The sequence below is a fragment of the Actinoplanes sp. NPDC048796 genome (genome assembly GCF_040650035.1).
Taxonomy (GTDB): Bacteria; Actinomycetota; Actinomycetes; order Mycobacteriales; family Micromonosporaceae; genus Actinoplanes.
The window spans coordinates 104,158-123,233 of the sequence record NZ_JBEZGO010000007.1; the positions used below are offsets into that span (position 1 = coordinate 104,158).

Annotated in this window: 18 protein-coding genes; 11 read left to right on the forward strand and 7 right to left on the reverse strand. The window is 73.2% G+C overall.

The window, feature by feature from the left end; all coding sequences use genetic code 11:
• Positions 1–42 precede the first annotated feature (42 nt).
• Genes AB0C26_RS27695 through AB0C26_RS27705 form a run of 3 tightly spaced genes read left to right on the forward strand, consistent with a single transcriptional unit; the run spans position 43 to position 3,064 of the window.
• On the forward strand, positions 43–777 hold the full coding sequence (locus AB0C26_RS27695) for a polysaccharide deacetylase family protein (protein WP_360253384.1): 735 nt from the start codon (positions 43–45) through the stop codon (positions 775–777).
• Positions 774–1,712 carry a glycosyl hydrolase gene (locus AB0C26_RS27700; protein ID WP_360253386.1) on the forward strand — a complete coding sequence of 313 codons (939 nt, stop codon included), beginning with the start codon at positions 774–776 and terminating at the stop codon, positions 1,710–1,712. The genes AB0C26_RS27695 and AB0C26_RS27700 overlap by 4 nt, the downstream gene beginning before the upstream one ends.
• Positions 1,709–3,064, forward strand: coding sequence for a right-handed parallel beta-helix repeat-containing protein (locus AB0C26_RS27705; RefSeq protein ID WP_360253388.1), 1,356 nt, complete (start codon positions 1,709–1,711; stop codon positions 3,062–3,064). Before AB0C26_RS27700 ends, AB0C26_RS27705 begins: the two co-directional genes overlap by 4 nt.
• Here the strand turns inward: AB0C26_RS27705 and AB0C26_RS27710 are convergent.
• Together AB0C26_RS27710 and AB0C26_RS27715 are read right to left on the reverse strand one after the other, a co-directional pair.
• Entirely contained in the window at positions 3,027–3,707 is a 681-nt protein-coding gene (locus AB0C26_RS27710; protein WP_360253390.1) for a response regulator transcription factor, read from the reverse strand. The two genes, AB0C26_RS27705 and AB0C26_RS27710, sit on opposite strands and share 38 nt — an antisense overlap.
• Positions 3,704–4,882 carry a sensor histidine kinase gene (locus tag AB0C26_RS27715; protein WP_360253392.1) on the reverse strand — a complete coding sequence of 393 codons (1,179 nt, stop codon included), beginning with the start codon at positions 4,880–4,882 and terminating at the stop codon, positions 3,704–3,706. Before AB0C26_RS27715 ends, AB0C26_RS27710 begins: the two co-directional genes overlap by 4 nt.
• 154 nt (positions 4,883–5,036) lie before the next feature.
• On the opposite strand from AB0C26_RS27715, the gene AB0C26_RS27720 reads away from it, so the two are divergent.
• From AB0C26_RS27720 to AB0C26_RS27730, 3 genes are read left to right on the forward strand one after another with little or no spacing between them, the layout of a single operon-like run.
• Complete coding sequence (locus tag AB0C26_RS27720; RefSeq protein ID WP_360253394.1) at positions 5,037–5,339, forward strand: DUF6223 family protein; 303 nt, start codon at positions 5,037–5,039, stop codon at positions 5,337–5,339.
• Entirely contained in the window at positions 5,336–5,473 is a 138-nt protein-coding gene (locus AB0C26_RS27725; protein ID WP_360253396.1) for a hypothetical protein, read from the forward strand. Before AB0C26_RS27720 ends, AB0C26_RS27725 begins: the two co-directional genes overlap by 4 nt.
• A 10-nt stretch (positions 5,474–5,483) precedes the next feature.
• Positions 5,484–6,647 (forward strand): bifunctional NADH-specific enoyl-ACP reductase/trans-2-enoyl-CoA reductase, encoded by a 1,164-nt coding sequence (locus AB0C26_RS27730; protein ID WP_360253398.1) that lies wholly within the window; start codon positions 5,484–5,486, stop codon positions 6,645–6,647.
• Positions 6,648–6,741: 94 nt separating this feature from the next.
• Here the strand turns inward: AB0C26_RS27730 and AB0C26_RS27735 are convergent, their stop codons facing one another.
• Positions 6,742–7,617, reverse strand: a complete 876-nt coding sequence (locus tag AB0C26_RS27735) for an aminoglycoside phosphotransferase family protein (RefSeq protein ID WP_360253400.1) — start codon at positions 7,615–7,617, stop codon at positions 6,742–6,744.
• A gap of 118 nt (positions 7,618–7,735) precedes the next feature.
• Here AB0C26_RS27735 and AB0C26_RS27740 point away from each other — a divergent pair, with 118 nt between their 5' ends.
• Positions 7,736–11,218 (forward strand): ABC transporter ATP-binding protein, encoded by a 3,483-nt coding sequence (locus AB0C26_RS27740; protein WP_360253402.1) that lies wholly within the window; start codon positions 7,736–7,738, stop codon positions 11,216–11,218.
• Positions 11,219–12,438: 1,220 nt separating this feature from the next.
• Positions 12,439–13,077, forward strand: a complete 639-nt coding sequence (locus tag AB0C26_RS27745; RefSeq protein ID WP_360253404.1) for a TetR family transcriptional regulator — start codon at positions 12,439–12,441, stop codon at positions 13,075–13,077.
• Positions 13,078–13,682: 605 nt separating this feature from the next.
• Here the strand turns inward: AB0C26_RS27745 and AB0C26_RS27750 are convergent.
• A complete protein-coding gene (locus tag AB0C26_RS27750) occupies positions 13,683–14,561 on the reverse strand; it encodes a trypsin-like peptidase domain-containing protein (protein ID WP_360253406.1) in 879 nt (292 codons plus the stop codon).
• Positions 14,562–15,302: 741 nt separating this feature from the next.
• Here AB0C26_RS27750 and AB0C26_RS27755 point away from each other — a divergent pair.
• From AB0C26_RS27755 to AB0C26_RS27765, 3 genes are all read left to right on the forward strand, one after another.
• Positions 15,303–15,497: a DUF732 domain-containing protein gene (locus AB0C26_RS27755; RefSeq protein WP_360253408.1), complete on the forward strand. Its 195-nt coding sequence runs from the start codon at positions 15,303–15,305 to the stop codon at positions 15,495–15,497.
• Positions 15,498–15,632: 135 nt separating this feature from the next.
• On the forward strand, positions 15,633–15,917 hold the full coding sequence (locus tag AB0C26_RS27760) for a peptidoglycan-binding protein (protein WP_360253410.1): 285 nt from the start codon (positions 15,633–15,635) through the stop codon (positions 15,915–15,917).
• Between the two features lie 9 nt (positions 15,918–15,926).
• Complete coding sequence (locus AB0C26_RS27765; protein WP_360253412.1) at positions 15,927–16,637, forward strand: TIGR03089 family protein; 711 nt, start codon at positions 15,927–15,929, stop codon at positions 16,635–16,637.
• Between the two features lie 3 nt (positions 16,638–16,640).
• On the opposite strand, the gene paaE is transcribed toward AB0C26_RS27765, so the two are convergent.
• The 3 genes from paaE to paaC are packed head-to-tail and all read right to left on the reverse strand — an operon-like array spanning position 16,641 to position 19,076.
• Positions 16,641–17,702 (reverse strand): 1,2-phenylacetyl-CoA epoxidase subunit PaaE, encoded by a 1,062-nt coding sequence (paaE, locus tag AB0C26_RS27770; RefSeq protein WP_360253414.1) that lies wholly within the window; start codon positions 17,700–17,702, stop codon positions 16,641–16,643.
• Positions 17,703–17,715: 13 nt separating this feature from the next.
• Positions 17,716–18,204, reverse strand: coding sequence for a 1,2-phenylacetyl-CoA epoxidase subunit PaaD (gene paaD / locus AB0C26_RS27775; protein WP_360253416.1), 489 nt, complete (start codon positions 18,202–18,204; stop codon positions 17,716–17,718).
• On the reverse strand, positions 18,201–19,076 hold the full coding sequence (gene paaC, locus AB0C26_RS27780) for a 1,2-phenylacetyl-CoA epoxidase subunit PaaC (protein ID WP_360253418.1): 876 nt from the start codon (positions 19,074–19,076) through the stop codon (positions 18,201–18,203). Before paaC ends, paaD begins: the two co-directional genes overlap by 4 nt.

Genomic DNA, 19,076 nt, shown 5'->3' on the forward strand with positions numbered 1-19,076 from the left:
CCAGCACTCATGTATCACTCCGTGTCAGCTGTCGGTGGCCCGATGCGTGATCTCGCCGTGCCGCCGGAGCTGTTACGCGAGCAGCTGAGCGCGCTCCGGGACGCCGGTTACCGCCTGGCCGGCCTGACCGAGGCCCTGAACCTGCTCGAGGAGGGCGGCGGCGAGAAGCTGATCGCGGTCACGTTCGACGACGGCTACCGCGACTTCCTCACCCAGGGCGTGCCGATTCTGAAGGAGAGCGGCGCCGGGGCCACCCTCTACGCGTCGGTCGGCCACCTCGGCGGCACGGCCGGCTGGCTCGGGCGGTGGGCGGCCGACTTCGGGCCGATGCTGACCTGGGACGAGCTGGCCGAGGTGCGGGACGCCGGCGTCGAGATCGGCAACCACAGCATGATCCACCACCCGCTGGACGTGCTGCCGGCCGCCCAGCTCCGCGACGAGATCGTCACCAGCCATCGCCAGCTGGAACAACGGCTTCAGGTGCCGGTACGGTCGTTCGCCTACCCGCACGGCTACCACAGCCGGCGGGTGCGCGACCTGGTGGCCTCGCTGGCATACGACAACGCCACCGAGGTCGGCCGCCGCCTGCACACCCCGGCCGAGAAGCGCCTGGCCGTCCCCCGCCTGCAGCCCACCCCGGACCACACCGGCGCCGACCTGGTGGCCCTCGTCCGGACCGGCGAGACCGGCCTCGTACCCAAGGTGAAGCAGTTCGCCCAGCCCGGGTGGCGGGTCGCCCGCCGGGTCGCCCGGACGTTCGGGAAGAACCTGACATGAACCGCCGCCGCCTGCTCGGCCTGTCCGCGCTGGCCGCCGTCCCGCTGGCCGGCTGCAAGACGTACCGCGCGGAGGAGAAACCCGTACCGGCCGCGTCCAGTCCGGCCCTGAGCGGCGGCGGCCCGGTGCCTTACCGGCCGGGCCGGGTGCTGCTCGGGGCGTACACCCAGCTCAAGGGTTTGACGACGGCCGAGGGGATCGCCCTGCGGACCAGGCAGCTCGGCCGCCCGGAGCGCATCGTGCACCGGTTCTACTCGTGGACCGACACCCTGCCGACCTCGCTGCCGTACGTGACGTCGGCCAGCGTCGCGATGATGTCCTGGCGCGGCCCGGTGTACCAGCAGGTCACCAACGGCTCCTCGGACAAGCTGATCGCCGGGGCCGCGCAGCGGATGGCGCGGCGGGCCGTGCCGACCCTGCTGCGCTGGGCCTGGGACATGAACCGCGCCCCGTCCACCCCCGACCCGGCCGGGTACGTCAAGGCGTACCGCCGGATCCACGGCATCTTCGCCCGGGAGGGCGCCGACAACGTGAGCTGGGTGTGGAGCCCGAACTGGAACTCCGACCCGGACGAGGACGGGAACGCCTTTCCCCGGTACTACCCCGGTGACGAGTACGTGGACTGGGCCGGTGTCTCGGGCTACGCCGCGGGCCAGGCACCGGGCGACCTGTTCGACCGGTTCTACGAGACGTACGCGGCCCGCAAGCCCGTCATGATCACCGAAGTGTCGGTGACCGACCGCGGTGGCAGCACCAAACCGGACTGGATCACCGCCTTCCATCAGTGGGTGAAGACCCGTCCGGCCGTCGGCGCCGTGTGCTGGTTCGACACCGACACCCATCCCGGCTCCACCGAGAAGTGGCGCGTCGACTCGACCGCCGCCTCGCTGACCGCGTACCGGGCGATGTCGGCCGACCCCGTCTTCACCGGGTGAGCGGAACGCACCGCGCCGGTGGCCGGGCCCGCCGGTGGCTCGCCCTGCTCGCCGCGCTCCTGCTCGCCGGCGGCGCGGCCGCCGGATACCACGTCTTCTTCGCCGAACGGCCACCCGACGTCGACGCCGCCGGCCCCGGCTACTGGGTCTCCACGCGCGGCGCCGACGACGCCGACGGCTCGCCCGGGAAGCCCTGGCGGTCGATCGCGCACGCGGTCGAGGTGGCGCCGGCCGGTTCCAAGATCTTCGTGCGGGCGGGTACGTACGACCCGTTCACGATCACCCGGCCCAACCTGACCGTGATGAGCGCGCCGGCCGAGCACGCGACCGTGGCGGGTGTGTCCGGTGTCCGCGACGGCGTTCTGGTCACGGCGAGCGGGACGACGATCGCCGACCTGACGGTACGGGGGTGCGTGCCCAAGCCGAACGCCGACGTCGACATCACCGGCGACCACGGCAGCGGCATCCGCGTCCACGACACCAGCGACGTCACGGTCAGCGGCGTCGTCGTGCGCGACAGCCACGGCACGAACGCGGCCGGCTTGCCGGTCGGCTGCTACGGCATCCTGGTCACCCAGTCGCGGGACGTGCACGTCACCGGGTCCGAGGTCATGCGCAACGGCGCCGGCATCGTGGTCAGCGGCGGCGGCCGGGGCGTCGTCGTCGACGGCAACAACGTCCACGACCAGGACGTGATCGTGCAGAACACCGCACAGAAGAACGACGACTTCGGTGGGTACGGCCTGGCCGCCACCTTCGTACAGGCCGACCCGGGACCGGTGTTCCGCAACAACACGGTCCGCGGCAACCACGGCCCCTCGACCGACTACGGCACCGACGGCGGTGGCATCGAGATCTACGACGCCGCCAACCTGACCGTCACCGGCAACACCTTCGAGGCGAACGACGGCGTGCTGGAGACCGGTACGGGCGGTCGTGGCGGCTGCTCGAACAACGTCTTCACCGGCAACCGCGCGATCGGCGGCCACGGCCCCACCGGCTTCGACAGCGACACCGGGCTGCTGCTGCGCTGCGCGGCGAAGAACACGGTCAGCGACAACACCTTCAGCGGCATGCAGAAGTTCACCTTCCTGCTCACCACGGGCAGCGACTTCGCCGGCAGCGTCGACGGCCTGAAGATCACCGGCAACACCGTCGTCCGCAACTCCGGCACCGTCGTCTACCGCCTCCAGTTCGACGGCGGCCGGCCGGCCGTGACGATCGACGGCAACACGTACGAGACCGGCGACAACGCCTTCGCCGTGCTGAACGGCTCGACCTCCGAGGCCACCGTCGCCTACGACCAGTGGCGGTCTACGACCAGCTACGACGCCCACTCGACGATGCGGTGACCAGGCCGCTCTCGTACGCGATCACCACCAGTTGCGCCCGGTCGCGGACGTGCAGCTTGGTCATCGCCCGGTTGACGTGGGTCTTCGCGGTCACCGGGCTGATCACCATGCGGGCCGCGATCTGATCGTTCGACAGTCCCTGGGCGACCAGGACGACCGCCTCGCGCTCACGGTTGGTCAGCTCGGTCAGCGCCGTGGCGGAGGCCACGGGCCGGGGCTGGCTCACGTAACGGTCGATCAGCCGGCGGGTGATCGACGGCGCCAGCAGCGCGTCACCGCGGGCGGCGACCCGTACGGCGTGCAGGAAGTCCTCGGGTTGGACGTCCTTGACCAGGAAACCGGCGGCGCCGGCCCGCAGCGCGTGAAAGACGTACTCCTCCAGGCCGTAGTTGGTCAGGATGACCACGTGCACCCCGGCCAGCTCGGGGTCGGCCGCGATGCGCCGGGTCGCCTCGACGCCGTCGACGACCGGCATCCGCACGTCCATCAGCGCCACGTCGGGCCGGTGCCGCCGGGCCAGGGCCACGGCCTCGACGCCGTCACCGGCCTCGGCCACCACCTCGATGTCGTCCTCGATGTCGAGCAGCGCCCGGAAGCCGCCACGGATCAGCGGCTGGTCGTCGACGAGCAGGACCTTGATCATGTCGTACGGTCCAACGGCAGCTCCGCCCGCACCGAGAAGCCCCCGCCGGCGCGCGGACCGGCCCGCAGGTCACCGCCGAGGGCGGTCACCCGCTCGCGCATGCCGAGCAGCCCGACGCCGTGGCCGGGCGCCGACCGCGGGGTGGCGTCGCCGTCGTCGTCGACCTCGATGGTCATCGCCCCGGGACGGTAGCCGACCCGGACCGACGCGGTGGCGGCCCGCGCGTGCCGGGCGATGTTGGTCAGCGACTCCTGCACGATCCGGTAGGCGGTCCGGTCGACGGCGTCCGGCACGCCCCGGCGGCGCCCGTCGACGGCCAGGGTGGCGTCCAGCCCGCCGGCCCGGGCCTGGCGCACCAGATCGGGGAGCTGCTCGAGCCCGTACGGCGGGGAAAGGGTGTCGTCGCGCAGCGCCTCGAGCGTGGCCCGCAACTCGCGGGAGGCCTCCCGGCCCGCCTCGCGGATGGCCGTCAGCGCCTCGGGCACCGGCTCGCCCCGCTTCTCGGCGACGTGCACGGCGGCCTCCGACTGCACCTTGATCACCGAGATCTGGTGGGTGAGCGAGTCGTGCAGCTCCCGCGCGATGTGCAGCCGCTCCTCACCGGCCCGGCGCCGGGCGATCTCCTCGCGGGTGCGCTCGGCCTCGTCGGCCCGGCGCTCGGCCTGCCGCAGCGCCTCGCCGGCGGCGCCGGCCGCGATCAGCCAGGCCAGCTCCAGCACGCCCCGGGCCGCCCCGGCCGGCTCGCCGGCGGCGACGGCCGCCACGGGCAGGGCGGCCAGCAGGACGACGCTGGTCACGACGGTGACGACCCCGCGCCCGGCCCGCACGGCGGAGTAGACGGCGATCAGATAGGCGACGGCGAACACGTCGAACCCGGCCGCCTGATAGCCGGCCGCGCACACGCCCGTGGCGACCAGCGCGGCCACCGGCGCCCACCGGCGCACGACGAGCACCAGCCCGCCGGCGGCCAGCAGCCCGTACCCGAGCCACTGGCCCGCAGTCGGCGTCCCGGCGCCCTCCCCGGTCAGTGCCGCGATCACCAGGACCGTCGCTGTGCCGGCCGCGACGGCCACGTCCCGCACCTCGACCGCCCGGCCGCGGACGGGGATCGCCGTACGCCAGACCGCGGCCGCCGCGTCCCGGACAGCCACCGCCCGGCCCCGCGCAGTGTCCATGCGGGCACCCTAACCGCGGACCGCCCCGGGCGAGTCCTCCGTACGCAGTAGTGCCATGCCGCATCCGTGGCAGCGCGCACTGTCCACATCGGCACGATGCCCGGCGCCGCACCCGGGACGAGGATCGGAACACCTTTCCCGATCGGAGGAACCGATGTTCACCACCGACCGCCTCATCGCCACCGTGGCCGCGCTGCTGACCCTGGCCGGCGTGATCGCCGGAATCCTGGCCCTGATCCGCCCGCCCGGCCGCTCGGCGGGCCTTCGCCCGGCGATCGCCCTGGCCGCCGGGGCCGTCGGCGCCCTCACCGGGGTGCTGGTCGTCGCCACCGCCGACGGCGGCCCCGGCACGGGCAACGGCGTGGTCGGCGGCTGGGCCGCCGTGGCCCTCGGCCCGATCGCGGCCGGCCTCGGCGTCCTGGCCCTGCTCCGATTGCGGAGATCGACGACCATGTGAACTCCGAGGCGCGGGCCGCCGCCACCGAGAACCGCCGACCGCCGGCCCGCGGAGTTGGCGACATCGAGCACACGCACCGCGCCATCGGCGACGCCCACCTCCTGGGTGTGCTGCTGCGGATGTCCGGGCGATAAGGTCGCGCCCATGTCCGAACGTGTCGTCAACCCGAGCGGGCGGGGCTTCCTGCTGGTCGACTCCCACCCCACCGGCTGCTTCGAGTCCGTGGCCCGCATGCGGTCCGAGGCCGGCGCCGCCCGCGACGTGCCCGCCGACGGGCCGGTCGCCCTGATCATCGGCGCCACGGCCGGGTACGGGCTGGCCGCGACGGTCGCCGGGCTGGCCCGGCACGGCATCCGCGGGGTGGGCCTCGGCTTCGAGCGGCCCGCCGGCCGGCGGACGGCGACGGCCGGCTGGTACCGGGCGGTCGCGGCCGGCCGGCTCGCCCGTGAGCTGGGCCGGGACTTCACGTTCGTCAACGGCGACGCGTTCGCCGGCTCGACGAAGGACGAGACGCTGGACCTGATCGCGAAGCGGTTCGGCGGCCTCGACTACCTGATCTACAGTGTCGCCGCGCCCCGGCGGACCGACCCGGCCGGTGTCACCCACCAGTCGGTGATCAAGCCGCTGGGCGCCGCGCACACCACGCGGACGCTGGAGTTCGACCGCGACGGCACGCCGGCGCTCCGCGAGATCACCGTCAAACCGGCGAGCGCGGACGAGGCGGCCGCGACCGTCAAGGTCATGGGCGGTGAGGACTGGGCGCTGTGGGTGGCCGCGCTGGCCGAGCGCGGGCTGCTCCGCGACGGGTTCCAGACGGTGGCGCTGTCGTACATCGGGTCGCAGCTGACCTCGGGCATCTACCGGTCGGGTACCATCGGGGCGGCCAAGGCCCACCTCGAGGCCACCGCCGCCGAACTGAGTGAACTGCCGGGCGTCCGCGCCCTGACCTCGGTGAACGGCGCGGCGGTCACGCAGGCGTCCACGGCGATCCCGGGGATCGCCCTCTACGTCAGCCTGCTCCGCGAGGTGCTGGGCGACGAGCTCCAGTCGCCGGTCGCGCAGTCGATACGGTTGTGGGAGCAGCTGACCGGGGCGGCGCCGTTCGACCTGGACGAGGCGGGCCGCCTCCGGCTCGACCGGTGGGAGCTCGACCCGGCCGTGCAGGCGCGGGTGGCCGAGCGGTGGGCGACCGGGATGGGCGACGTCGGGTGGTTCCGCGCGCAGTTCCGCGCCCTGTACGGCTTCGACGTGCCGGGCGTCGACTACGCCCGGCCGGTGGAGGTCGAACTGCCCTGGCCCACCACCTGACGCGAAACCGGCGCAACGGCCCGGTGTCCCGCCCGGCTCGCCCCCGACAGGCCCGGGACTTTTGACGACGCGTACTTTCTTCTTGAAGCTCTTTTCAGAGGTCGGCGATCCGATCGGCGGCGGACAGCATCCGGGACGCGACGGGCTCGACGCCGGCGGCGGACAGGACCAGGCCGGTGGCGACACGGTCGGCCAGGCCCCACTCCCAAACCGCGACCGGGTCGGTGCCGGTCCGGGCGGCCAACAGCCGGGCGCGGTCGCGGGGGTCGCCGGTCATCAGCTCGACCGGATCCTCGCGCATCAGAGCGCCGAGGTCGCGCTCGGGCTCGGCCACGGCGCCGTCGGGGTCGACCAGCTTGAAGCCGTCCGGCGACCACAGCGCGTTCCACTGATGGACGTCGCCGTGACAGAGGACGGCGCGATCGGAACGATGGGCCCTCCGGCGGCTCTCGGCCGCGCGCAGGGCCTTGTCGACGGCCGCCCGGCGGCAGGGCCGGCCCTGCTCCGCCCAGCGTCGCTCGATCGACTGCGCCATCCGGGCCGCCACGTCGGCGCCGGTGGGCAGGCTCACGCCGGGCACCGGCCGCCACACGGCCGACGCCAGATCGCACAGGATCTCCTGGCGCCGGGGCTGCTCGATCGACATGCCGGACATGGGGGTTCCGAGCCGTTCGATCAGCAGCGCGTGCCTTCCGGGATCGGCACGCAGCAGCCGGGCACAGCCCGCTCCCCCGGCCAGGCGCAGGACGACGGCCTCCTCGGCGGCGGCGCCGGGCCACAGATGGATCTTGAGTACGGCGGTCTCGCCCGCCTCGACCACGTACGCCTCCGTGGCGTCGCCGAAGGCGCGGCCCGGCGTCAGTCCCCAGTCGGCCGCCAGGCCCGCGACCAGCGACGGCAGGGCGTCGAGCCAGGCCGTCGCGCCCGCCTGGACGGCCTTCGCGCGTACGGCCGCCGGAAGATCTCGCATGACCGCCGAGGGTGACACAGGCGATATGTGGCGTCGAGGTAATTCCGTTGAAGACCTTCCGGGTGGGGACAAAGATGGGTGGACCGCCTCGGTTCATCCCCTGCAAAAGGACTCGTCAATGCGTCTGCTTCGCGACCTGTGGGTCACCTCCCGAGGCCGTACGGGTCTCGTGGCGGTCCTCATCCTGCTCGGCGCGGCCGGGCAGGCGGGTGCTCTCGCGCTGGCCGGCGCCGTGCTCGTCGACCGCTCCATGTCCCTGTTCACCGTGCTCGCGGCGGCGCTCGTCGCCTCCGTGCTGAGCGACGTGTTCGTCGGCCTGGTGGCCTCGCGGCTGACCGCCGACTGGGCGGCCAAGGTGCGGCGCGGGCTCAACCGGGTCGCCTTCGGGCAGGACCTGCCCACCCTCGAGAACACGCCGGTCGGCGAACTGCTCGACCGGATCGACTCCGACGTGTACGAGGTCGGCGCCCAGCTGCGCGGCAGCGGTGTGCGGATCGCGCAGTCGGTGGCGGTGGCCGTCTTCTCGATCGTCACCGCGTTCTTCGTGTGGTGGCCGGCCGGTGTCGGCATGGTGCTGGTGTCGATCCTGCTCTACGTCACCATGAACAAGCCGGTCCAGCGCATCTCCCCGCTGCGGATCTCCGAGGAGGAGTCCTGGTCCGACCTGGCCGCGGTCATGGAGGAGTCCATCCACGGCCAGGACGACGTGCGGACGAGCCTCGCCGCCCCGTACGTCCGCCGTCTCTACGCCCGGCGCGCGGCCGAGGTGCTGCGGCGCGGGCGGCTGGTCTGGCGGTCCTCGGCGCGCATCACCATGGGCGCCGGCGCGATCACCCGGTCGCTGATCGCGGTGCTCGTCGTCGTCGGCGCGTGGGCGCTGATCACCGGCCACATCGACGGCGCCCGGCTGACCGGCGTCTGGCTGCTCGCGCTCGGCTTCGGCGGCACCCTCGAGCACGTCACCCGGATGGTCCCCGAGCTGCAGAACGCGCTCGGCGCCTGGAGCCGCGTCCAGCTGCTGCAGGACGTGCCCCAGGAGCCGACCGAGGGGGTTCCCCCGGTCGACGGCGATTTGGTGGTACGAGGTCTGACCTTCCGCTACAGCGAGTCCGACAACGGGCGCCCGCCGGCCCTGCGCGACGTCGACCTCACCTTCGCCCGCGGCCGGTCGTACGCGCTGATCGGCCGCACCGGCTCCGGCAAGTCGACACTGGCCAAGGTGCTGACCCGGGCCGTCGACGTGCCCCGGGGCACGGTGTTCCTGGGCGGCGTCGACCTCAACGACATGAACGTCGAGGGCCTGCGCCGCTGGACCGCCATCGTCCCGCAACGCACCGAGATCCTGGCCGGCACGCTGGCCGAGAACATCGCGCTGTTCGACCCCGAACTGCTGCCCAAGTCGGCCGGCGCGCTCGACGAGCTGGGCCTGAGCGCCTGGGTGGCCAGCCTGCCGGACGGCATCGACACCCGGCTCGGCGAGAACGGCTACAAGCTCTCGGCCGGCCAGGAACAGCTGGTGGCCTTCGCCCGGATCCTCGTCCGCGACCCGCACGTGGTGATCCTCGACGAGGCCACGGCCCGGATGGACCCGGTCACCGAGTCGTGGGTCCAGCGGGCCACCGACCGCCTGCTCACCGGCCGCATCGGCGTCATCGTGGCCCACCGGCTGTCGTCGGTGCAGCGCTGCGACGAGGTGGTCGTGCTGGCCGACGGCGCGGTGCTCGAGTCGGGGCCGCTGCGCGAGTCGCGGCGCTTCGCCGAGCTGCTGGCCAGCAGCAACCTGGCCGTGCCGGCGACGGTGAACGGCGGCGGCGGGGTGCTGGTCGAGGACCGCGACTGGGACAAGGCGGCCCAGCTCGAGCTCGGGGCCGAGGCGCTGGCCAACAAGCTGCCACCGGTCGAGCCGCCGCCGCTGCCCGAGGAGCCCAAGGCTCACACGTTCCGCGAGATCGCCCGGCTGACGTTGAACGACAAGAGGTACGGGCTGGGCGCGGTCGCCCTGTTCGCCATCCTCGTGCTGCTCGGCCTTGACGGCGCGATCCTGCCGCTGCTCTGGTCGAACGTGGTCGACGGGATCGGCAACCCGCTCTACCCGGCGGTCGGCATCGCGGCCGCCCTGCTGCTGGCCATCCCGACGCTGTACTACACGGGTGCCTGGTTCCCGGAGTGGTGGGTCCGGCAGATGCTGCGGATCAGCATGCGGCTGGTGCACGGCCAGATCGGCCCGCGCCGGGTCAGCAAACACACCCCAGCCGAGGTGGTCGCCCAGGGCGGCGACACCGAGCGGGTGGTCATGCTGGCCGACAACCTGATCGACAACGCCACCAGCCTCGTCATGATCGTCGCGATGACGGTGGCGTCGCAGTCGTTCGTGCCGGCCCTGTTCTTCGTCGGCACGATGGTCCTGTCCGGCCTGGCCGCCACCCTGTTCGGCCCGCGCCTGGAAAAGGCGGCCCGGCGCACGGTCGCCGCGCGCGCCGCGTTCGCCACCTCACTGGTGTCCTCGCTGTCGGCCGCGCGCACGGTGAAGCTGGCCGGCGCCACCGAGCCGGTGCTGAACCACCTGGCCCGCCTCGACTTCGCCCGCAGCGAGCTCCAGCGGCGCGAGATCGCCATCCAGGTGTGGGCCCGGTCCACCCCATCGATCGCCAGCGGCCTGCTGCCGATCGCGGCCTGGGCGCTCTACCTGGCCGGTTCGCTCTCGTCGGCGGCGACCCTGATCGCAGTGGCCACCCTCGGCTCGGCCCGCTGGTTCGCCTGGACGACGGCGTCGCTGGTCTCGCAGTTCCCGTCGGCACGAGTGTGGACCAAGCGGACGGTGGCGATGACCGGCGAGTCCGAATACTCCAAGGACGTGCCCGGCGTAGACCTGTCGGCCGGCACGGCGCCGGCCCCGCCGACGGCCCCGCGCAACCCGCTGCGCCGCCTTGAGCTGCGCAACTTCAGCGCGGTACACGAGAACGGCACGGTCGGCGCGCAGGACGTCGACCTGGCCGTCGACCGCGGCCAGCTGGTCCTGGTCGTCGGCCCGGTCGGCGCGGGCAAGTCGTCGCTGCTGCGGGCCCTGGCCGGCATCGTGCACCACACCGGCGAACTGGTCTGGAACGGCGAGCCGGTCGACGAGCCGGAGGTTTTCCTGCGCCCCAACCAGGTCGGGTACGTGGCCCAGTTGCCCCGCGTCCTGTCCGGCACCGTGGCCGACAACATCCAGCTGGGCCACGAGGTCGACGCGGCCGACGCGGTCTCCACCGCCCAGCTGGAACACGACCTGGCCGCGGCCGGCGGCGGCCTCCAGCTGCTGATCGGCCACAAGGGCACCCGCCTCTCCGGCGGCCAGCTGCAACGCCTGGCCCTGGCCCGAGCCCTGGCCCCCCGCACGGAGCTGCTGATCGCCGACGACGTCTCCTCAGCCCTGGACGTGACAACAGAGCTGGAACTATGGCGCGCCTTGCGCAGCCACGGCGTCACAGTGGTCGGCTCAACCTCCAAACGAGCAGCCCTGAACCAGGCCGACCACGTGGTCGTCCTGATCGCCGGCAAGGTCGAAGACCAGGGCACATGGCAGGAGCTGGAGGACCGCTGGGGCCACCTCGCCGGCTGACCATCCCCCTTCACAGGCCGCCCCACCCGGGGCGGCCCGCGGAGCGGACCGCCTTCCGACCACCCCTCCCCCAGACCGGCCGCTCCCCACTGCCACCATGCGCAGCGGCCCACCCTTCCACCACAGCGGCTGCTCCCCACTCCCCCACGTGCAGCGGCCCACCCTTCCACCACAGCGGCTGCTCCCCACTCCCCCACGTGCGGCGGCGCACCCTTCCACCACCGCGGCCGCTCCCCCTCCCCACACGCGCGGCGGCTTACCCTTCCACCACAGCGGCCGCTCGCCACTTCCCCCACGTGCGGCGGCCCGCCCTTCCACCACAGTGGCCGTTCTCCACTCCCCCACGTGCGGCGGCCCACCCTTCCACCACAGCGGCGCACGACGACCTCACTTCCCCTTCACCACGTGCGGCAAGTCGCTCCTCAGACCGCCCCACCACAGCGGCACCCAATGACTGCAGCTCACCCGCGTGCGGCGAGCCGCCCCCATAACCTCTCCACCACGCGCGGCGAGGCGCCTTCACAGCGCCTCCAACGCGCCGAGCCGTGCCCACAACGTCTCCAGCGCGGCGAGCCGCCCGACGCCCTCTCCACCGCAGCGGCCCGATGTAGGCCGCTTCTCGCTCCGCCCCTCCGCCTGGCCGACGGGCGGTTCCCTGAACCGTCCTCAACGCGCGCCGAGCGGCTGCTCCCGGCAGCCCTTCTTTCGCGACAGCCGGCCGCGGCCGGGCACCACGCGGCCGGGTACCAGGTGGCCGGGCCGCGCGGCCGGGGCTGTGCGGTTGGGCTGCGCGGCCGGGGCTGTGCGGTTGGGCTGCGCGGCCGGGGCTGTGCGGTTGGGCTGCGCGGCCGGGGCTGTGCGGCCGGGGCTGCTCGGTTGGGCGCTGCGCGGTTCGGCCGCGCGGCCGGGCGCTGCCCGGTCGGACGCTGCCCAGTCGGACGCTGCCCGGTCGGAGCTGCCTGGTCGGACGCTGCCCGGTCGGACGCTGCGCGGTCGGGCGCTGCGCGGTTGGGTTTGGGGTCAGCGCAACCACCCATCACGCGCGAGACCGGCGTTACGGCCCGGTGTTGCAGGCGGGTCGCTGGCGTGGGGTTCGGGGCTGGAGACGACTCGTACCTCTGAAGGAAGCGTGACCGGACCGCCTGGACCGAGCCGCTCGGGGGTGAAGGTTGCGGGGCGCGCATGTTTGCCGGGCGCGCAAGCGTGGCTATCGTTGGGGTGTGGGTCTGCGGGAACGCAAGAAACTGGCTACGCGGACCGCGCTGAGCTGGGCCGCTATTCGCCTGATTGTGGAGCGCGGGTATGACGGTGTGCTCGTGGAGGACATCGCCACCGAGGCGGGGGTGTCGCCGCGGACGTTCAACAACTACTTCTCCAGCAAGGCCGAGGCTGTGGCCTCCCGTCATCTCGACCGGTGCCTTCAGGTGGTCGAGGCTCTGCGGGAGCGGCCCGCCGGTGAGCCGCTGTGGGAGGGGATCAACCAGGCGGTGATGGCGCAGTTCAAGCAGACCCTCGAGCAGTTCAAACAGACGGCGGAGATGGCGGACCGGCCACCGCGGGACGCTGAGGCCTGGGCGGCCGGGCTGCGTCTGATGACCGCCGTGCCGGCCATCCAAGCCGAGACTTTGCGGGCCTCGGCCGTCGCCGAGACCGCGCTGGCCGCCGCGGTCGCCGCGCGGACCGGGACCGATCCTGAGGCCGACCTGTACCCGAAGCTGGTCGCCGCCGCCGTCATGGCCGTCAACACCGTGACCTTCAAACACTTCGTGGCCGTCGGCGGGCGGCTGCCCGACATGAAAGCGATGCTCATCGGCGCCCTGCGTCAGCTCGCGGCCGGCCTGCCTGAGCCGCCGCGCTGATCCGGTCATCCGCGCCCTGCCACCACTTCCACCGCGCCCACCTAGTCGCCCGCCGCGGCGGCCACGACCGCCAAGCCGGCCGCTACCGTCACCGCCAAGCCGGCCGCCACCGTCACCGCCAAGCCGGCCGCCACCGTCACCGCCAATCCGGCCGCACCGTCATCGCCGAACCGACCGCCTCGACCAGGGCCACGGCCACCGCTCACAGGATCTCGCCGCCGCGGCCTCGGAAACCCTCCGAGCCGCTCGTGGGAACGCACGCCTCGCGACTCCTCGGGCGACGCCGACACCGTGCCCGGTTTCCGCGGCCGTGCTCCACGAGGCGTCGCGCACCAGCCCGGCGATCTGCTGGCACAGCGCGAGGCCCTGCGCAGCCTCGTCCCCGGGCCGCACCTGCCGGCGGCGGTGGCCCGCAACGAGGTGCCACCAGGGGTACACGACGGCCATCACCCTGATGGAGTTCCAGGAGCCGAACGGCGTGCTTTCCGATGCGACACGGAGACGCGCGCCTCAGGTTCTCAACCTGGGCAGTGGCGGCTGCTGCAAGGGCTACCCCACGGCCGCCATGGCCTCGGCAACTGCTGCTGAACGGCGGCGGGATGTGGTCAGCTGATCTGGCTTTCGAGCTGCTTGACGACGCTGGTGACGGTGCCGGCCGGGATGGCGAACCCGACGCCGATGCTGCCGGTGGACGAGTCGCCGGCGGTGGCGATGGCGACGTTGATGCCGACGACGTGGCCGGACAAGTCGACGAGCGCGCCGCCCGAGTTGCCCTCGTTGATCGCGGCGTCGGTCTGGAGAAGCCCGGTCAGCTGCTCGGTGCCGGTGTTGATGCTGCGGTCGGTCGCGGAGACGATGCCGGAGGTCACGGTGTTCTCCAGGCCGAGCGGCGCCCCGAAGGCCAGGACGGTGTCACCCACGGCGACGCTGTCGTCGGTGCCGAACGTGGCCGGGGTGAGCCCGGTGAGCCCGGTCGCCTGCACCAGAGCCAGGTCGTGCGCGGTGTCGGTGGCCACGACGCGGGCCGGCACTGTGGTGCCGTTGGACAGCCGGACGCTCACCGTGCCCTCGGACGAGATCACGTGGTTGTTGGTCAGGACCAGACCGGTCGAGCTGAGTACGACTCCCGAGCCGAGCGACGACTCCCGGGTGCCGTCGACCATGACGGTGACGATGCTGGGCTGCACCTGCTTGACGATCGCCGCGAGGTCCTGGTCTTCGGTGACCGTGGTGCTGCTGGCGGTCGTGGCGGTGGCGGCGGCCGTCGAGTCGCGGTCGATGAGGTAGCGCTCGGCGACCACCCCACCGGCCGTGCCGGCCCCGGCGACGAGCGCGATCAGCGCGGCCCCACCGGCGATCCGGCGCGGCCAGCGGCTCCCACCGCCGGGCGGCGGCGCCACCGGCGGCACGAACGGCGGCGGCGGGGGTGTCACGTCGTCGTCCCGGCTGTAGTAGTCGGTGGGCCGGTTCATCAGATCGGTCATGGCGGCGCCTCGCTTCGTTGGCTGATGCACCTACCGTGACTCCGCTAGTTGTCGGCCACCGGTGAGCCGTCTGTGGGTTCGCTGTACGCGCGGGGGTCACCCGTCCGGGTCCGGTTACCGCCCGTCGGTGGGCGCGGCGGCCGGTGTACGAGTCCGGGCCGCCTACGGTCGTCGGGTGCTTTTTGTTCCAGTTGCGCCCGTCTCGTCCCCCGAAGAGGGAGCCGTGGAAGCCTCGCGCCGGCTTACGGCCTCGTCCCCGTTCGGCCCGACAAAAGCCGAACGCAAGCCCTTCGGCCCGACGATCACTTCGGGCCCCGAAATGCCGGTCTGGCCGCCGATGAGTCCCGCCATCGCCCACCCCAAGCCCCGATGAGCCGCCACCTCCACGCGCCGAGCGACAGCAACCCGGCCCGCCCAAGGAGCAGCGTTCTCCGGAGCGGCGCTCGGGTGGACGGCGGCCCGGCGGGCGGGACCTCGGCCGCCGGGCGGCGGAGCCGGAGCGGCGTGGCTGCTGCGGCTCTCGTCGCTGCGCTTGCTGGGTGTTCCTCGGCGGGGACCTCTCCTCAGGCGACGCCCGTCACTGACATTCCTTCGGCGGCGGTTGGCACCGGCGTACCGGGAACGGAAACCGCCGAACCGCAGGCCGCGGCACCCAGCCTGCGGCCCACGCGGGCCGCGCCCAGCGAGACTCGCAAGAGCAGCCCGGCCCCTCGCGGGGATCTGCGGGCGTTTGTGGCCGCCGTGCAGCGTGAGCTCCCCGAGGTCGCGCTTGATCGGCGTGACGAGGAGGTGGCCGCGTTCGGGGAGCAGGCCTGCCGGGGGCTCGCCGCCGGGAAGCGGGCGCCGGCTGTTGTTCGGGAGTTCCAGCGGCAGGGGGTGCCGGGGGCGCAGGCGAAGCTGCTGTTCGCGCTGGCCAGCAACACCGCGTGCCCGTAGGGGCATCTCGCGGTGGCAGACGCGTATCGGCCGAAAGTCGCAGTCGGGTTCAGGTTTGATCGACGCGGGTCCGATGTCGGACACAGGTGTCCGCCCGATGCTGGAGTCATCCCCACTTCAGCAGGAGGTAACGAGATGTCCGCACGAGGAATGCTCAGCCTGGTCGGTACCGCCGTCGGTGGTCTGGTGGGCTGGACCGCGACCCCGCCGCCGCTGGAGCCCGCCTGCCTGCGTGACCTGTTGACCGAAATTGGTCTGACCCGGGCCGACGTCGGCGATGCCGAACTCGTCGAGGCGGTGCGTGTCTTTCAGGCCCGCACCGGCCTTGACCCGGATGGGGTAGCCGGTCCACGAACGGTGCACCTTCTGGCGAGGTACGCCGCTGAGGCGCGCGAGCTGCGTTTGGACCTGGCCGCCTAGGCTCGGTGCATGACCGGGCACGATCAGCTGATCACGTACTACGACGACGCCACCGGCGAACGCACCGCGCTCACCGCGACCGAGCTCGGCACCTGGGCCGCCGCGACCGCGGCGCTGCTCACCGACGAGTGCGGGCATGGCCCCCGCAGCACCGCCGCCGTGCTGCTGCCGCCGCACTGGCAGACCGCCGCGGTGCTGCTCGGCGCCTGGTCGGCCGGGATAGCGGTCTCCTACCGTGACTGGGCCACCGCCGGCCTCTCCCCCGCCGGCGCCCCGCTGGACGTCACCTTTGTGCACCGCCGCCGTGTGGACAGCTGGCTCGACGACGTTCCGATCGGAACCGACCAGTTCGTCCTTTCGCTGACCCCGTCCGGTACCCCCTCCCCCGAGGCGCCGAGGGGCTACCGCGACTACCCCACCGCCGTCCACCCGCATCTGGGCGCCGCCCCGCCCACGATCACCCCGGCGGAGGACGCGCCCGCCACCACCGACGGAACCACCTACGGCGCCTACGCGGCGGTGGCCGCCGACCTGGCCGCGCAGCGTGGCATCGGCCCGGGTGACCGGGTCCTGATCAACGCGGCCACCCAGGAGCAGCCTTTGATCTGGCTCCTGACTCCGATGGTCGCCGGGGCGTCCATCGTTCTCTGCGCCAACCTCGATCCCGCCGCGCTGCCGGCTCGCCGGGAATCCGAGCGGATCACCCACTCCTTTCTCTGAGGATCAGTCGTCGAAGGTGACGGTGACCTTGGGCGAGGTGGGGACGGACTGGCAGGTGAGGACGAAGCCGGCGTCGAGCTCGGCCGGTTCCAGGGCGAAGTTGCGGCGCATCTTGACGTCGCCCTCGACGACCCGGGCCCGGCACGTGCCGCAGACGCCGCCCTTGCAGGCGAACGGCAGGTCGGGCCGTGACCGCTGCGCGCCCTCGAGGACGGTGTCGCCCGCCGCCACGGTCACGGTGGTCGACCGGCCGTCGAGCAGCACCGTCACGTCGCAGCTGCCGGCTGCGGCGGTCGCGGCGTCCTCGCGCACCGGCTCCGGGGGCGCCTCGTCCACCCAGAACAGTTCGCGATGGATCCGCTCCGGCGGCACTCCGGCCTCGCCGAGAACCTGGATCGCGTCGGTCACCATGCCGAACGGGCCGCACAGCCACCAGTGGTCGACCGCCGGCACGTCGAGCAGCATCGGCAGCAGCTGGCGCAGCTTGTCCGCGTCGAGGCGCCCGCTGAGCAGGTCGGCCTCGCGGGCCTCCCGGGACAGCAGATGGACGAGCTCGAGCCGCGACGGATGGCGGTCCTTCAGGTCGGCGAGCTCTTCGGCGAACATCACGGTGTCGGCCCGCCGGTTGCCGTACAGCACGGCGACCTGGGCTTCCGGATGGCGCAGCAGCGACGTGGCGATCGACAGCACCGGCGTGATCCCCGAGCCGGCCGCGATCATGACGTGCCGGCCGCCGGCCTCCACGTCGGGCGTGAAGGTGCCGGACGGCGGCGCCACCTCGACCGCGTCGCCCACCCGCACCTGCCGCACCAGCCACCCGGAGACCAGGCCGCCGGGCACCTCGCGCACGCCGATCCGGGGCTTGTCCCCGGCCGGGGCGCAGATCGAGTAGGACCGGCGCTCGTCGCGCTCGTCACCCGGCCGCCGCACGGTCAGCGACTGCCCGGGCCGGAACCGGTAGGTCCCCGCCAGCTTCGCCGGCACGTCGAAGGTCACCGCGACGGCGTCGTCGCAGAGCCGCTCGACCTGCGCGACCCGCAGCGGGTAGAACTCCCGAACCACCATCAGTCTCCCCCGCTCAGATCGCTTTGACGTGCTCGAACGGTTCGCGGCAGGCCGGGCACCGCCGCAGCTCGCGGCACGCGGTGGCGCTGAACGCCGTGATCAGCTCGGTGCGCGGTTCCCCGCACCGGGGGCAGGCGACCCCGTCGTCGCGGACGCCGAGCGTCAACGGCACGGGACCGGGCCGCCGCCGGGGCGCCGGGCCGGGCGGGACGATGCCGGCCTCGGCGAGCTTCGCCCGCCCGGACTCGGAGATCCAGTCAGTGGTCCAGGCCGGCGCCAGCACCGTGCGGACCTCGGCCCGCTCGAAGCCGCCGCCGCGCAGCGCCGCGATCAGGTCGGCCCGGATCGCCTCCATCGCCGGGCACCCCGAGTACGTGGGGGTGATCGTGACGACCACCCCGTCCGCGCTCTCCTCGACGTCGCGGATGATGCCCAGTTCGGCCAGGGTCAGCATGGGCAGCTCGGGGTCGGTGACGGTGGCGGCGATGTCGGCGGCGCTCACCAGACACCGCCCGGCGTGGCCCGCGCCAGCCCCTGCAGTTCGCCGAGGATCTCGGTCAGCTCGTCACCGTGCACGCCGGCGCGGCCCTCGGGGGAGCCCGCGGCCGGGATCGCCGCCGGCGCGAGGGTCGCCACGCGCAAAACCTCGGCGACGACCGCGTCGAACTCGGCCCGCAGGCCGGCCGGGTCGGCCGCCACGTCCAGTTCGGCCAGGCGCAGCTCGACCGGGTGGGCCACGAACAGCTCGCCGCACAGCGGCAGCACCACGTCGATCGCGGCCTGCATGCGGGCGTGGGACAGCTCGGTGCCGTCGCCGAGGCGGACCACCCAGCCCGCCGCGTACTCGCGGTGGTAGCTGATCTCCTTCACGCCCTTGGCGGCGATCGCGGCCAGCACCGGATCGCCGGTGCCGGCCAATCGGTCGAACAGCGCCAGCCGCCACGTCGAGAACACCAGGAGCCGGGCCACCAGCTCCGCGAAGTCGGCGTCGGCCCGCTCGGCCAGCCGCACGTTGCGGAAGTCGGCCGGGTCACGCAGGTAGGCCAGCCGGTCCTCGTCCCGCCCGGCGCCCTCGGCCTGGCCGGCACGGGTGAGCAGCAGCCGGGCCTGGCCCAGCAGGTCGAGTCCGATGTTGGCGACGGCCAGCTCGTCCTCGATCTCGGGGGCCCGGGTGATCCACTGTTGCAGCCGGTGGGACAGGACGAGCGCGTCGTCGCCGAGCATCAGGCAGTAGGCGGCCAGATCGCCGCGGTCGACCCCGTCGGGAAAGTCGGAGGGCACGCCGGCGAGCGGGTCGGCGAAGCCCGTCCCGTACGCCCATCGGGCGTCGTCGTCGTGATCGGTGAGGGCCTGGTAGGCGTCGTCGAAGGACAT